Source organism: Cecembia sp., assembly GCF_007126775.1.
In the GTDB taxonomy this organism is placed as follows: Bacteria; Bacteroidota; Bacteroidia; order Cytophagales; family Cyclobacteriaceae; genus Cecembia.
The window spans coordinates 1-14,819 of the sequence record NZ_SLAP01000165.1; the positions used below are offsets into that span (position 1 = coordinate 1).

The 14,819-nt window shown below is 38.1% G+C and carries 14 protein-coding genes; 11 read left to right on the top strand and 3 right to left on the bottom strand.

Going from position 1 to position 14,819, the window contains the following annotated elements:
- The 5 genes from QZT73_RS10620 to QZT73_RS10640 all read left to right on the top strand — a co-directional run.
- The coding region (locus tag QZT73_RS10620; RefSeq protein ID WP_363331094.1) for an acyl-CoA-binding protein at nt 1–323 on the top strand (323 nt) is incomplete at its 5' end.
- Nucleotides 324–576: 253 nt separating this feature from the next.
- Nucleotides 577–2,298: a DEAD/DEAH box helicase gene (locus QZT73_RS10625; protein WP_291778654.1), complete on the top strand. Its 1,722-nt coding sequence runs from the start codon at nt 577–579 to the stop codon at nt 2,296–2,298.
- 149 nt (nt 2,299–2,447) lie between these two features.
- Nucleotides 2,448–3,164 (top strand): 16S rRNA (uracil(1498)-N(3))-methyltransferase, encoded by a 717-nt coding sequence (locus QZT73_RS10630; RefSeq protein WP_291788075.1) that lies wholly within the window; start codon nt 2,448–2,450, stop codon nt 3,162–3,164.
- A complete protein-coding gene (locus tag QZT73_RS10635) occupies nt 3,161–3,652 on the top strand; it encodes a hypothetical protein (protein ID WP_291778648.1) in 492 nt (163 codons plus the stop codon). Before QZT73_RS10630 ends, QZT73_RS10635 begins: the two co-directional genes overlap by 4 nt.
- A gap of 112 nt (nt 3,653–3,764) precedes the next feature.
- Nucleotides 3,765–4,910 (top strand): alpha/beta hydrolase-fold protein, encoded by a 1,146-nt coding sequence (locus QZT73_RS10640; protein WP_291788077.1) that lies wholly within the window; start codon nt 3,765–3,767, stop codon nt 4,908–4,910.
- A 69-nt stretch (nt 4,911–4,979) separates the two neighbouring features.
- Here QZT73_RS10640 and ahcY read toward each other — a convergent pair whose 3' ends face one another.
- Nucleotides 4,980–6,299: an adenosylhomocysteinase gene (ahcY, locus tag QZT73_RS10645; protein WP_291788080.1), complete on the bottom strand. Its 1,320-nt coding sequence runs from the start codon at nt 6,297–6,299 to the stop codon at nt 4,980–4,982.
- Between the two features lie 82 nt (nt 6,300–6,381).
- Nucleotides 6,382–7,137 (bottom strand): biotin--[acetyl-CoA-carboxylase] ligase, encoded by a 756-nt coding sequence (locus tag QZT73_RS10650; protein ID WP_291784106.1) that lies wholly within the window; start codon nt 7,135–7,137, stop codon nt 6,382–6,384.
- Between the two features lie 93 nt (nt 7,138–7,230).
- Here QZT73_RS10650 and rsfS point away from each other — a divergent pair, with 93 nt between their 5' ends.
- The 4 genes from rsfS to QZT73_RS10670 all read left to right on the top strand — a co-directional run bounded on the left by rsfS (nt 7,231) and on the right by QZT73_RS10670 (nt 11,403).
- Nucleotides 7,231–7,581 carry a ribosome silencing factor gene (gene rsfS / locus QZT73_RS10655; protein ID WP_291784108.1) on the top strand — a complete coding sequence of 117 codons (351 nt, stop codon included), beginning with the start codon at nt 7,231–7,233 and terminating at the stop codon, nt 7,579–7,581.
- A gap of 64 nt (nt 7,582–7,645) precedes the next feature.
- The gene (gene ftsH, locus QZT73_RS10660) at nt 7,646–9,706 is read left to right on the top strand and encodes an ATP-dependent zinc metalloprotease FtsH (protein ID WP_291784110.1); all 2,061 of its coding nucleotides are present in this window, start codon (nt 7,646–7,648) and stop codon (nt 9,704–9,706) included.
- A 102-nt stretch (nt 9,707–9,808) separates the two neighbouring features.
- A complete protein-coding gene (locus QZT73_RS10665; RefSeq protein ID WP_291788084.1) occupies nt 9,809–10,570 on the top strand; it encodes a UDP-2,3-diacylglucosamine diphosphatase in 762 nt (253 codons plus the stop codon).
- Nucleotides 10,567–11,403 carry a hypothetical protein gene (locus QZT73_RS10670; protein ID WP_291788087.1) on the top strand — a complete coding sequence of 279 codons (837 nt, stop codon included), beginning with the start codon at nt 10,567–10,569 and terminating at the stop codon, nt 11,401–11,403. The genes QZT73_RS10665 and QZT73_RS10670 overlap by 4 nt, the downstream gene beginning before the upstream one ends.
- 37 nt (nt 11,404–11,440) lie before the next feature.
- Here the strand turns inward: QZT73_RS10670 and QZT73_RS10675 are convergent, their stop codons facing one another.
- Nucleotides 11,441–11,869 (bottom strand): peptidylprolyl isomerase, encoded by a 429-nt coding sequence (locus QZT73_RS10675; RefSeq protein ID WP_291788089.1) that lies wholly within the window; start codon nt 11,867–11,869, stop codon nt 11,441–11,443.
- Between the two features lie 215 nt (nt 11,870–12,084).
- Between QZT73_RS10675 and QZT73_RS10680 the strand changes: the two genes are divergently transcribed.
- Both QZT73_RS10680 and QZT73_RS10685 read left to right on the top strand, forming a co-directional pair.
- On the top strand, nt 12,085–13,467 hold the full coding sequence (locus QZT73_RS10680; protein WP_291778810.1) for a sigma-54 dependent transcriptional regulator: 1,383 nt from the start codon (nt 12,085–12,087) through the stop codon (nt 13,465–13,467).
- On the top strand, nt 13,457–14,800 hold the full coding sequence (locus QZT73_RS10685; RefSeq protein ID WP_291778813.1) for an ATP-binding protein: 1,344 nt from the start codon (nt 13,457–13,459) through the stop codon (nt 14,798–14,800). The genes QZT73_RS10680 and QZT73_RS10685 overlap by 11 nt, the downstream gene beginning before the upstream one ends.
- The last annotated feature ends 19 nt before the right edge of the window (nt 14,801–14,819 follow it).

The following is a 14,819-nucleotide window of genomic DNA, read 5'->3' on the forward strand; positions in this document are numbered from 1 at the left end:
AATTTTCCGAAACTAAAGTTTTGCTATATTTGGAAACTAATAAACGCAAAATGAGTTTACTTATGCATGTAACTACTTTAGAAGAAGCCTTTAACCTGACAAAAAAATTCACCAGTAAACCTGGGAATGAAGAGCTTTTGAAGCTATACAGTCTTTACAAACAAGCAACAGAAGGAGACAACCAAGATGAGCCTCCAGGAGGTTTTGATTTTGTGGCTGCAGCCAAGTACAATGCATGGTCTAAATTAAAAGGCATGGACAAGCAGGAAGCAGTAGAAAAATATATCTCTCTTGTAAATAACCTTTCGAAAGCTCACATTTGATTGGCAGTTGAAGCAAAGCAAATTTGGAAAAACACAAAAATGCGCTTTGCTTCAAAATTTTCCTCCATAAAAAGTATATATTTTTCCAGAATATTTTATCAAGCAATAGCATGTCCTTGCTTTTATAATTATTTACTCATACCTTTGTACCCGAATTAATTATTAATATTTTTCTAACCGTGGGTTTCCTTTCTGTCGCTTGACTTGGGTTACTTGTAGGAGTCATGGATTAGAAGAAGTAAGGAAACATTTCATGGAAAAAGAATTATTATTCTCAGACCTTGGGATTTCGGCTGAAATTCTCAAGGCAGTGGAAGATATGGGCTATACCCATCCTTCTACTATTCAAGCACAATCTATCCCCTACTTATTAGAAGGTAAAGATGTTATTGGACAAGCACAAACCGGTACAGGTAAGACTGCATCTTTTGCTATTCCAATTATTGACATGGTTGATGCTTCATTTAACAAACCTCAAGCCTTGATACTCTGCCCTACAAGGGAACTTGCTGTTCAGGTTGAAGGTGAAATTGTCAAACTATCTAAATACAAAAGAGGGGTATCTTCTACTTGCATTTATGGTGGTGAAGCAATAGACAGGCAGATCAGAAGCCTTAAAAAAGGTGTTCAGATTGTAGTAGGTACTCCTGGAAGGATCATGGATCACATGGACAGGGGCACATTGAATCTAGACCACGTACGCATTATTGTTCTTGACGAGGCAGATGAAATGTTGGATATGGGGTTCAGGGAAGATATAGAGAATATTCTCAGTGATTGTCCTGAGGAGCGTCAGACTGTGTTTTTCTCTGCTACAATGCCTAAGCCTATCATGGACTTGACCAGAAAATTTCAGGATAACCCCGAAATTGTAAGAGTGCTTAGAAAGGAGTTGACAGTAGAGAATATCTCTCAGGTATACTATGAGGTTAAGCCTGCTTTAAAACTTGAATTGATGTCCAGGTTAATCAACCTCCACCAATTTCAATTGAGCGTGGTATTCTGCAACACCAAAAGGGTTACGGATGAGGTTACAGAAGAGCTTGCTGCCAGAGGAATTACTGCTGAAGCCCTTCATGGCGACCTTTCCCAGGCACAACGTACCAAAGTCATGAACAAGTTCAGAAAAGGACATGTTTCGGTTTTAGTAGCCACCGATGTTGCTGCAAGAGGCATAGATGTGGATAATGTTGAGGCTGTTTTCAATTTTGACCTTCCTTTAGATGAGGAAAATTATGTACACAGAATCGGAAGAACAGGCCGTGCTGGAAAGTCTGGTGCTGCAATCAGTTTTGTGACAGGTAGAAAAGACATGTTCAAAATCAAGGATTTGGAAAAATTCATTAAGACTTCCATCTCCAAAATGGATCCACCTTCAGTTGCCGACTTGATCGAACTGAAGAAAGAACAATTGATCAAAGATGTCAATAGACATTTGAGCAAAGATGAAGACAATAGCTTTTACGAAGATGCTATTGGTCAAATGTTGACTGAAGGTCTTAGCATGGAGCAAATTGTTTTAGCACTTACCAAAATTCAATTGGCGGATGCTGTGAAAGAAATGCAAGAGCAGAACTTCAATTTAGATCTTGGAAGAGACAGAGACAGGGGAGTCAGAAGTGATAGAGGGGAAAGAAGAGGTAGAGAGCGTGGAAGAGAAAGAGATAGAAGCGGAAGAGGCGAAAGAAGCGAAAGAAGCGAAAGAAGAGGGGGAAGAGAAAAAGGAGTTAGAGAGCCTGGAATGGCTCGATTATTCTTGAATCTTGGTAAAAAAGATAGAATCCGACCAAATGATATTGTTGGTGCCATTGCAGGGGAAACCGGTGTACCAGGAAAAAATATAGGCGGAATTGATATTTTTGATAACTTTTCGTTTGTGGATGTCCCTTCAAAAGATGCTGATCATGTAATCAAAGTGATGAAGAACAATACCATTAAGGGCAAGTCTGTCAATATGGAAATTTCAAAAGGATAATTTGAATAATTGGTTTATATAGTTTATAAAGGTTAGTGTTGTTAAAGCGTAGTCCCTGAGGGATTACGCTTTTTTTTAAATCCAATATCTGTGTCTTTTCTATATATATTGCATATTTTTGAATCTGACAAATAGCATGAAAAAACAGGATGCAGCTTTTCTATCATGAAAATACCCAAGAAGACGTTTTTTACCTAGGTCCTGATGAATCCAGGCACCTTACCAAAGTGCTCAGGAAAACGCTTGGAGATCAGGTCCGGTTTACCGATGGCAGGGGATGCCTTTTTACCGGCACCATCATTCAGGCCAGTCCAGCAAAAACTAAAATTCAGATAAATAAAAGGCATTTCATTCCTCAAGAAGATTTTTATATCCATTTGGCAATCAGCCCAACCAAAAATTCGGACCGAATGGAGTGGATGGTGGAAAAAATTACAGAAATCGGAGTCCATGAAATTACGTTCATGGTTTCAGAACATTCTGAAAGGCCACATCTGAAAATGGACCGTATAGAAAAGAAAGTAATAGCTGCCTGCAAACAAAGTTTAAAAACCCACTTTCCAAAATTGAATCCCATCAGGCCCATGCAGGAATTGGTACAGGATAAAACTTTCGACGATTACCAGAGGTTTATAGCCTATGTAGATGAAGACAACAGCAGGCACTTATTTGAAAAGGCCTCAAAAGACCGAGCATACATTATATTGATAGGTCCTGAAGGTGATTTCTCTGAACAAGAACTTCAAATGGCATTTGACCAACACTTTCTTCCCTGTTCTTTAGCAAAAAGCAGACTCAGAAGTGAAACAGCAGGTATTGCAGCAGTGCATACTTTACAATTGATCAACAATCTGAAAAATTTATGAAAAAATTAATGTTTACTATCGGTATAGCCCTTGCAATAGGTTCATGTCAATCTACAACCGAAGAAAAGTCTACAGCCGTGGGTTTAGATGGCTGGCTTGAGGGCACTAGCGAGGAAAAATTTGAAGAAGTGGCACACCAATTGGGAGGCTACAGTAGGACTATGGTAGAGGTAGGGTACCGCTATTCAGAACTTTACTGGGCTGCTATGGATGAAAACTGGGGTTATGCTGATCACCAAATAGAACACATCATTGAGGCAATGGAAGATGGACTCAAAAGAAGGCCTGTAAGGGCAGCCTCGGCTGAAGATTTTATGAATGAAACACTTCCTTATATGGAATCCTTGTTGGAAAAAGAAGATAAAGAGGAATTCTTGAAAGGCTTTCAAATATTTACCTCTGCCTGTAACGCATGTCACGCAAAAGAGGGGGAATCTGCTATCATGATACAGCTTCCACTCAACAGGACATCCCCTGTCAGGTTTTAATACGGCCATTAACCTAGCAATTCGTAAAAATTATTGTTTAGCTGCCTTTTGATCAAACATCCACTTCCTTCCTTTAAGGATATATCGAAACAAATTTCCGGAGCATCACAAAATGGATTCTGAAGAAAAAACAGAGACGGTAGAAATAAACAGTTCAAAAAATAATCAAGAACTTACTATTCTCCTTAGAACAGATGAAGATGATCACAGACCTGTCTATCTTTCCGGTAATTTTAATAACTGGGAGACACAGGACCGGCGATTTATGCTTCATCGCATTAAGGAAGGAGAATACCAATATACCTTCCCTGCTAATTTTGATTTTCCGGACACCTTGGCTTATAAATTCACAAAAGGAGACTGGTCTGAAGTGGAGATAGACCGATATGGAAACAAAACCTCGAATAGACTTTGTATTAAAAGGTCAGGTATCCAAGAAGAACATGTCCCCAAATGGAGAAAGAACTGGTTACCCTACAGGCCCAGTCAACTTCCGCAAGTACATCTGATATCCGAAGAATTTGAAATCCCTCAACTGAACAAAAAAAGAAAAATTTGGGCTTTACTCCCCTATGATTACGAGACTTCAGAGGAACATTACCCAGTTTTATATTTACAGGACGCTCAGAATCTCTTCAATGAAAATGCTCCCTTCGGTAATTGGCAAATTGATAAAAAATTGGCCGTAATGTCAGACTATGGTATTGGAAAAATCATCATTATTGCCATTGAACACGCAGAAAAAGAAAGACTTTTGGAATACAATGTTGGGAAAACCTTACTCGGAGAAGGGCAAGGAAAAAAATACATCCGATTTGTAACCGACACACTCAAACCTTTTATTGATAAAAATTTCAGAACCAAACCTGAACGGGAATTTACTGGGATCGGAGGAAGCTCTATGGGGGGCTTGGTCAGTATTTTTAGCGGGCTGATGTATCCCGAAGTATATGGAAAGCTCATGATTTTTTCTCCTTCTCTCTGGGTTATTCCGAAAATAAAATTTTCATTTTTAGATATTTTTGCTCCTATGGAAACCAAAATTTATCTGTATGCAGGTGGTGATGAAAGTGAAACCATGATCAAACATGTCAAAAAATTCAAAAAAAGATTATTGAAAAAAGAACCGGTAAAAGAAAAAATAAAGGTAAATCTGAGCATTAATATGGAAGGAAAACACAGTGAGACTTACTGGAGTGATGAATTCCCAAAAGCAATTGAATGGCTGTTCTTTAGTGATAGGGAAGGAACTATATAGGAGTAAAGATATAACATAAAAAAACCCACTGGGATATCAGTGGGTTTTTATTTTTTTGCCAAAAGAGGATCAGTACCTGTAATATTCTGGTTTAAATGGCCCTTCAACCGTTACACCAATATATTCAGCCTGATCTTTTGTAAGACTATCTAGCTCCACGCCCAACTTAGACAAATGGAATGCTGCTACTTTTTCATCTAAATGCTTGGGCAATACATATACTCCCGCCTCATATTTATCAATATTGGTCCAAAGTTCAATTTGAGCCAATGTCTGATTTGAAAAAGAGTTGGACATTACAAAAGATGGGTGTCCAGTAGCACAGCCCAAATTCACAAGTCTACCCTCTGCAAGAACAATGATTTGCTTGTCCTCTATAGTATATAAATCCACTTGGGGCTTTATGACATCTTTTGTTTGGCCATAATTTTTATTGAGCCAAGCCATATCTATCTCATTGTCAAAGTGGCCTATATTACAAACAATAGCTTTATCCTTCATTGCCCTAAAGTGTGCTTCAGAAATGATGTCTTTGTTCCCTGTAGCGGTGACTACAATATCAGCTTCTTTTACAGCATCTACCATTCTCTTAACCGCAAACCCGTCCATTGCTGCCTGAAGGGCGCAAATTGGATCTATTTCGGTTACAATTACCCTTGCACCAGCACCTCTTAACGAAGCTGCAGATCCCTTACCTACATCTCCATATCCTGCAACAACCGCTACTTTCCCTGCCATCATTACATCAGTTGCTCTTCTAATGGCATCTACCAAAGACTCCTTGCAGCCATATTTATTATCAAATTTTGACTTGGTAACTGAATCATTGACGTTGATTGCAGGCATGGGTAGGGTACCTTTTTTCATGCGCTCATACAACCTGTGTACACCCGTGGTAGTTTCTTCTGAAAGGCCTTTGATACCTGCCACAAGCTCTGGATAATTATCCAAAACCATATTGGTAAGGTCTCCCCCATCATCCAAAATCATATTTAAAGGTTTTCTTTCTTTACCAAAGAAAAGTGTCTGCTCAATACACCAATCAAATTCTTCTGCAGTCATTCCTTTCCATGCATAAACAGAAATTCCCGCTGCTGCAATGGCTGCTGCTGCATGGTCTTGGGTAGAGAAGATATTGCACGAAGACCAGGTAACTTCAGCACCTAAAGCTGTCAATGTTTCTATCAAAACGGCAGTCTGAATGGTCATGTGAAGACAACCAGCTATCCTTGCCCCTTTCAAGGGCTGTGACGGCCCATATTCTTCTCTAATGGCCATCAAACCAGGCATTTCGGCCTCCGCTAATTTTATTTCTTTTCTTCCCCACTCTGCCAGGGAGATGTCTTTCACCTTGTATTGGATGAATTTGTCAGATTTAATTTCAGACATATTATTAAGTAATTAATGAATTGATTTTCAATTTAGAAGATGCAAATTTAGGCTTTTTGGAGCACAATATAAAATGACAGACTCACAGGTATCTAACCTCTTTAAAGGCATAATGGTTGAGTGATCCGTCTGTTTTTTCAATAATCAGTCTTCCATCCGACCCAATACCAACTATTTTACCTTTAAATGGCCTTTCATCAAAATAATCTGCCTCTTTTCCAAACCTGTACAATTGGCTTAAATAAAGCGCTCTCAAAACATTCTTTTGCCCTTTTTTTAATAAAAGATAGTTTTTTTCAATTTTTTGGACCAAAATTTCGAATATTTCAGCTTTATCCCATTCCTTTCCTGTAAGATCCATAAAGGAAGTTGAAAAGGGTAAATCACTCATTTTTTGGTTGATATTCAACCCAATCCCAATAATTGAATATTCAATTCCTTTCTGATTGATGATATTTTCAATTAAAATCCCTCCCAATTTCCCATAAACCTCATGAAGAACATCATTTGGCCATTTTACTCTGACGCCTGAAAAATAGTCCGATAGGGTTTCAACAACAGCGAGAGCAATTGCTATACTCAATTCAAATTGCTCAGAAGGTTTCAAAAAATAAGGCTTTAGTACAAGTGAAAAGGTTAAATTTTTATAAGGCACTGACCACCATATATTTCCCCGCTGCCCTTTCCCTCTTGTTTGGACCTCCGTGATCACGATACTGCCTTCTGTCAATTCTCCATTTTTAATTTTTTCCATTGCCATATCATTAGTAGAGTGACACTCTGTCAGGAAATGGATATCTTTTCCAAGAAAAACCGTATTGGCAAGGATTTTATACATTCTTTTATTAGTTAATTTGTAAGGCAATCAAGATATTTAGTTTCCATTTGCCGGAAGAGTTATAACCTAAAAACAAAATTAGCACAATTAAGTATGACAGCAGAAGAGCTGAGTAAAGTTATCATTAAAGGAATGGAAGAAAAAAAAGCTTCCGATATTGTTGTAATGGATCTAAGAGGTGTAAAAAACGCCTTCACAGATTTTTTCGTCATATGTTCCGGTAATTCAGACACACAAATAGAAGCCATATCCGACGCTGTTGAAGAAGAGGTGATCAAATCCAGCAAAGAAAAGCCTTTTCGAAGTGAGGGTAAAAATAATAAACAATGGATTCTTATGGATTATGTAAATGTAGTCGCACATATCTTTTTAAAGGAAAGGCGAACATTTTATGGTCTTGAGGAATTATGGGGAGATGCTAAAATTACTAAAATTGAATCCTGAAAGTTTTGAACTTTCAAGCATCAAAAACGTTTTAAATGAGTTCAAGTCACTATAGTATATAAGAATGAGCGAGAAGAATAAAAATAAAAACTTCATTCCCAAAACACCTCAAAAGCCCAATTTTCAGCTTTGGCTGATCATCACAGCGGTAATTGTGTTGATAGGGATTACTTGGTTTAACCAAAGAAGTACCGTCATCGATGTTACCCTGAAGCGTTTTGAGGACATGTATCTGGCCAACGATGTCGCCAAAGTAGTGGTGATTTACAACCAAAACTTGGTAGAGGTCAGTCTGAGACCAGAAAGTCTGCAAAATACCAAATACAAGGAAGAACTAGAGGCCAACAGTCCCTTTTTCACTCCAGCTGGCCCACATTATCAGGTAAGAATTGCTTCAGTAGACAAATTCATTGAAGATTTTCAAAATCTTGAGTCAGCTAAACCTGATGATCAAAGAATAGGATATACAGCAAAAACCCAAGAATCCTGGACCAATTGGTTTGGAAGTTTTGGGTTTCTTATCCTGCTCTTTCTTCTCTTTTGGATCATGATGAGGAGAATGGCAGGACCAAGTGGGCCTGGAGGCCAGATTTTCAATGTTGGGAAATCCAGGGCGCAATTGTTTGATGCTGAGAATAAAGTCAAAATTACTTTTGACAATGTGGCAGGATTGGATGAGGCCAAAGAAGAAATACAGGAAATTGTTGAATTCCTTAAAAACCCATCCAAATTCACTAAACTTGGTGGAAAAATCCCCAAGGGTGCCCTTCTTGTAGGCCCTCCCGGAACTGGAAAGACATTGCTTGCAAAAGCAGTGGCAGGTGAAGCAGGTGTTCCATTTTATACCCTTTCAGGTTCCGATTTTGTGGAAATGTTTGTTGGTGTTGGTGCTGCCCGGGTCAGAGACTTGTTCAAGCAGGCTAAAGAAAAAGCTCCATGTATTATATTTATCGACGAAATAGATGCTATCGGAAGGTCAAGAGGTAAGGGGCAAATGCCAGGTTCCAACGATGAAAGAGAAAACACACTGAATTCTTTGCTGGTAGAAATGGATGGTTTCGGTACAGATTCAGGTGTAATCGTATTGGCCGCAACCAACAGGCCGGATGTTTTGGATACTGCGCTTTTGAGACCGGGAAGATTTGACAGACAGATCAGTATAGACAAGCCTGATATTATTGGTAGAGAAGCTATTTTCAAAGTACACCTTAAGCCAATCAAAATTTCTGATGATGTAGATGCTAAGAAAATAGCTGCGCAGACACCAGGATTTGCAGGAGCTGAGATTGCCAATGTCTGTAATGAAGCAGCGCTGATTGCTGCAAGGAGAAATAAATCTGCAGTAGACATGCAAGACTTCCAGGATGCTATTGATAGGGTCATTGGTGGTCTTGAAAAGAAAAATAAAATCATCTCTCCAGAGGAGAAAAAAATAGTAGCATACCACGAAGCTGGTCATGCTGTGGCGGGATGGTTTCTTGAGCATGCTGACCCATTGGTCAAAGTAAGCATTGTACCGAGAGGTGTTGCTGCCCTTGGATATGCACAGTACCTACCCAAAGAACAGTTTCTGTATCAAACCGAGCAGTTAATAGATGAAATGTGCATGACCTTAGGCGGACGTGCGGCAGAGGAGATTATATTTGGTAAAATTTCCACAGGAGCACTGAGTGATCTTGAAAGGGTCACTAAAATGGCCTACTCTATGGTCTCAGTTTATGGTATGAATGACAAAATAGGCAATGTTTCCTTTTACGACAGTAAAAGCAATGAATACAAAATGACCAAGCCTTATTCCGAAACTACTGCAGAAACCATAGATGAAGAAGTCAGAAAGCTAATAGCTTCTGCTTACGAAAGAACTAAAAAGCTTCTGAATGAGAAGAAAGCAGAGCTAGAAATTTTATCAAAGGAATTACTTGAAAAAGAAATCCTTTTCCAGACTGATTTGGAGAAGCTTATTGGAAAGAGACCTTTTGCCAAAGAGACTACTTACGAAGCATTTACTAAAAAAGTAGATGCAAAAGAAAAGGAAGAAAAACTAAAATCGGAAAATAAACCGAAAATCAATGATGAGGGAAGTGATGAAAAGCAACCTCAAAAGATAGAAGAGGATAAGAGCTAATCCAGATCTAATTTAGGCATTCAATAACCTCCTGACTTGGGAGGTTATTTTTTTTATCAGTTAAAAGTTCTCTAAATTCGGTGCTGGATTCTTAAAACAGGCATGAATATATCCCTTCACAACAAAAAAGTTTTTTTTGCTTCTGATTTTCATCTCGGAGCGCCGGATGAAGCCCTGAGCAAAATCCGGGAAAAAAAAATAATCAATTGGTTAAATAGTATTGAAGAAGAGGCGGCTGCCATTTTCCTGGTAGGAGACATCTTTGATTTTTGGTTTGAATATGATAAGGTTGTTCCCAAAGGATTTATTCGTTTTTTAGGGAAAATTGCTGACCTTAAAGAAAAGAATATCCCTGTGTTTTTCTTTACGGGAAATCATGATTTATGGATGGATGATTATTTCACAAAGGAACTTCAAATACCTGTATACCATCATCCTATAGAGATCACTATCGAAAATAAAACTTTCTTAATTGGTCATGGAGATGGACTAGGTCCTGGGGATGAACATTATAAAGTGCTGAAAAAAATATTTACCAATCCTTTTTGTAAGTGGCTATTCAAATGGCTGCACCCCGATATTGGTGTCCGTCTAGCCCATAAATGGTCTAAAAATAGCCGCATAACCAATATGAAAAAAAACGAAGGGGAATTCAAAGGGGGGGATGAATGGCTATGGGCTTATTGCAATGATTTAATCCAAAAGAAACATTTTGACTATTTTATATTTGGACATCGGCATCTTCCACTTGATCTCCCAGTTGGTGAGGGATCCCGATACTTCAATCTTGGAGAGTGGGTTAACCATTTTACTTATGGTGTATTTGATGGCCTTGAATTCGAATTGAAAAAATACCAAGGATGAAAAAAATCATATTGATACTATTATTATTAAACCTAATTCAACCACTTTCAGGTCAGCAGGATTGGGGTAACCCTATTCTAATTGAGTTCCCCAGACTAAGTCAGCTTTCCGTGGATAATCAGGGTTTTATATTCATCGCAGACACTGAAGGTAATATTTATCAATATGATCAAAGAGGCAAAGAAATCAATAATTTTTCACCCAATAGGCAGGCTGCTATTTCCCATCTGGAAGCGGCTTGGACAGTAAATATATTTACTTTTTCTGCAGATTTACAGGAGTACAGGATTTTGGACAGATTTATCAACCCAGTTTCTGAAAACCGTATTCCTTTGGAACATTTTAACGTGGTTAAAATTGCAACTTTAGGCAATAATAATATTATATGGGCATTCGATGAAACAGATTTATCTCTCAAACAATGGGATTATAGAAGAAACAGAATATTTCAAAACCAACCTCTAAATTTAATTTTTAACAAGTCTTCTTTTGAAATCAGGGATATGAGAGAATATCAAAACCTTTTGTTTTTGAGTATAGAAGATGAGGGGATTTATATATTGGATAATCAGGGTAACTTCATAAAAAATATCCCTAAAGAAATTACCCAAAGATTGTCTTTTTTAGAAAGTAACCTGATTTTTAATGAACTTGGCAAACTCAAATTATTGAACTATCAATCAGGACAAGAAAACGTTTTCTCCCTTCCTGATGAATTATTGAACTATCATGTGATTGCTAATCGCTATCAATTGATATTTTACAATGATAGGAGGGTAATGATCTATCCATTGGAACAAAGTCCACTAAAGGATATAAAAAAACAGCCCTAGAATAAATAGGGCTGTTTTTATTATGGGTATACTTAAATTATGCTATTTCAACCAAAGTTATATCAAAAATCAGGTCTTTTCCTGCCAAAGGATGGTTGGCATCAAGTGTGATTTTTTCTTCATCAACGTTGGTAACCTTTACAGGTACAGGTTGGCCTGCCTGATTTTGTAATGAAAGCTCCATTCCGACTTCCGGCTTGATATGAGGAGGGACCTGGGCCAAAGGGATATCTAACATCATGTCATCTCTTTTTTCACCATAGGCCTCTACACAAGGAATGGTCACACTCTTTTCATCTCCAACTGCCATACCGTGTACAGCTGTATCAAAACCTTTGATCATATTGCCATCACCAAGAGTAAATTGAAGCGGTTCCCGGTTTGCTGAGCTGTCAAAAACAGTACCGTCTTCAAGTTTTCCGGTGTAGTGAACTTTCACAGAATTTCCTTTATTTGCTACTGACATAATATATTATTTATGAATTGATTAAGGCATAAAGATAATAATTTTAAGCCCCGATTAAAAGTCAATAAGCGGTCAATACAGCAACTGTCCGTTTTTTTCAATAAAGTGTACGATATTGAACATTAAATTCTTATATTAAGGCCATCTGGACCTTCATGACCTATTTTACAACTCTGGCATTATTTTGTCAATAACATATCTAAAATAATAGCATCATGGAAAATCAACAATTGGGGAAAATACTAATCATAGATGATAATGAAGACTTGTTATTTGCAGCTAAGATGTTGCTTAAAAAATATGCAAAGGAAGTCACTATAGAAAAGGACCCAAGGAGAATCCCTTTTTTAGTAAACAACAACAGTTTTGATGTGATTCTTTTGGATATGAACTTCACAGAGGACACCACCTCAGGCAAAGAGGGATTCCATTGGTTGAAACAAATAAAAGAAATTGATCCTAAAGCTGTAGTGATATTGATAACAGCCTTTGGAGATGTCGAAATGGCTGTAAAGGCTTTAAAAGAAGGCGCTACCGATTTTATTTTAAAACCTTGGCAAAATGAAAAATTACTGGCTACACTGACTGCCGCAAGCAGGCTGAAAGAAAGTTATGATGAGGTCGATAAGCTCTCAAAAAAACAAAAGCAATTGCAATCTGATGCCCAGAAGCCTTACACTGATATTATTGGCAGCAGTACTGCCATGAAGAACATTTTCTCCATCATTGACAAAGTGGCCCAAACAGATGCCAATGTATTGATACTCGGTGAAAATGGGACAGGAAAAGAACTGATAGCCAGAGCTATACATGACAGATCACTCCGAAAAAATGAAATTTTTGTAGGCGTAGATATGGGTGCTATTACCGAGACTTTATTTGAAAGTGAGCTTTTTGGTCACAAAAGGGGAGCATTCACAGATGCCAAAGAAGATAGGGCAGGAAGATTTGAAATCGCAGATAAAGGAACACTATTTTTAGATGAAATTGGAAATTTAAGTATGCCGCTACAGTCAAAGCTACTCACCGTACTGCAAAAAAGAGAGGTGACCCGTATTGGTACCAATAAATCCCTACCTGTAGATATTAGATTGATATGTGCTACAAATATGCCTGTACATGACATGGTTATGGAAAATACTTTCCGTCAGGATTTACTTTATAGGATCAATACAGTTGAGATCTACCTTCCCCCTTTAAGGGAACGGCAGGACGATATCCCTACACTGGCTGAACATTTTTTGAAAACTTACAGTCAAAAATACCGAAAAAGCTTCAAAGGTTTCAGTTCTTCTGCCATGCAATTACTACAACGGTACAATTGGCCCGGGAACATCAGAGAACTACAGCATGCCATAGAAAGGGCCATTATCATGGCAGATGGAGACGAACTCGATGGCAGGGATTTCTTTTTCCTTTCTGCCAAACCCATGAATGAAAAAATTTCAACCCCTGCTTCATTCAATTTAGATGAGGTAGAAAAAACCACCATTCAAAGGGTGATTGATAAAAATGGCGGGAACATATCAAAAGCAGCAAAAGAGTTAGGCCTTACCCGGGCCTCATTATACAGGAGGTTGGAAAAATATGGATTATAAAGTCGGTCTGCTTGGGAGAATTGCCCTTCTGGCTGTCTCTATCTTTTTACTCTCTAATTTCATCCTTAACGGATCGGGAGTATTTCTTATTTCTTTGTTTATCATCTTGGTACTAGCCCAATTCATTCTTTTGGTACGATATTCTGAGAGTTCTTTCAAAAAGGTAAGGCAGTTTCTTGATAACATCAAACAGGACAATTACAATAATGTGTATCCAGTAAAGTTTGACGGTACAGATACAGATGACCTGCATATTGAATTCAATGCCATTTTGGCCAAATTACAGGAAGATCAGGCAGAAAAAGAGGCCAATTACCAGTACTTTCGTTCTGTCTTTCAACACCTGAGCATTGGTCTGATCACATTTGATGAAGATGGAAAAGTGCAAATTGTCAACACCGCAGCCAAGCGTATGCTGGATATTCAATTCCTTTCCAATATCAATGAGATTGAAAAAATTAACAAAGAGCTGCACCACGCCATTCACAACCTAAGAACTGGGGGAAGTGAACTCATCAAAATTGCACATCCTGACGGTATCATGCAACTATCTGTTTATGTAATTGAGTTGGTATTGCGTGACACGAAATTCAAATTGGTTTCTCTACAAAATATACAAAGTGAGCTAGAAGAGAAAGAAATGGAGGCTTGGCAGAACCTGGTAAGGGTTCTTACGCATGAAATCATGAATAGTATTGCACCCATTTCTTCATTGGCTGCCACTGTTAAGGGTGACATAGCACACAAGCTTGACATTGACGTACCAGTCCCTTCTCATGAGTTGGAAGATTATTTTATGGCCTTGGAAACCATCGAAAAACGCAGTGAGGGGATGATCAACTTTGTGAGTGATTTCAGAAGTCTGGCACATATTCCAATGCCCAAATTCCAGACCATTCAATTGAAAAACTTATTTGGACAATTGGAAACTTTGCTCCAACATCAATTTGAAAACCATAAAATCCTCTTCAAAACAAAGATTGAGCCGGAAGAACTTATCCTTTTCGGAGACCAAAACCTAATAGAACAGGTAATGATCAACCTCATTCAAAATGCTATCCATGCAGTTGAAGAATCAGTCATGCGTGTTATTTCCTTGGAAGCTTTCATAGATGAATCTGGGAAAATCATTATTGAAATCACAGACAGTGGAAAAGGTATTGAAGAAGATGCTTTATCTAAAATTTTCATTCCATTTTTTACAACCAAGAAAAAAGGTTCGGGTATCGGATTGAGTCTATCCAAACAAATCATGCGCAGACACAAAGGCAATATCCAAGTACGCTCCATCCTAGGACAAGGCACTACTTTTAAATTGATTTTTAATGCTTGAATCTCAATGTCCTTGAACA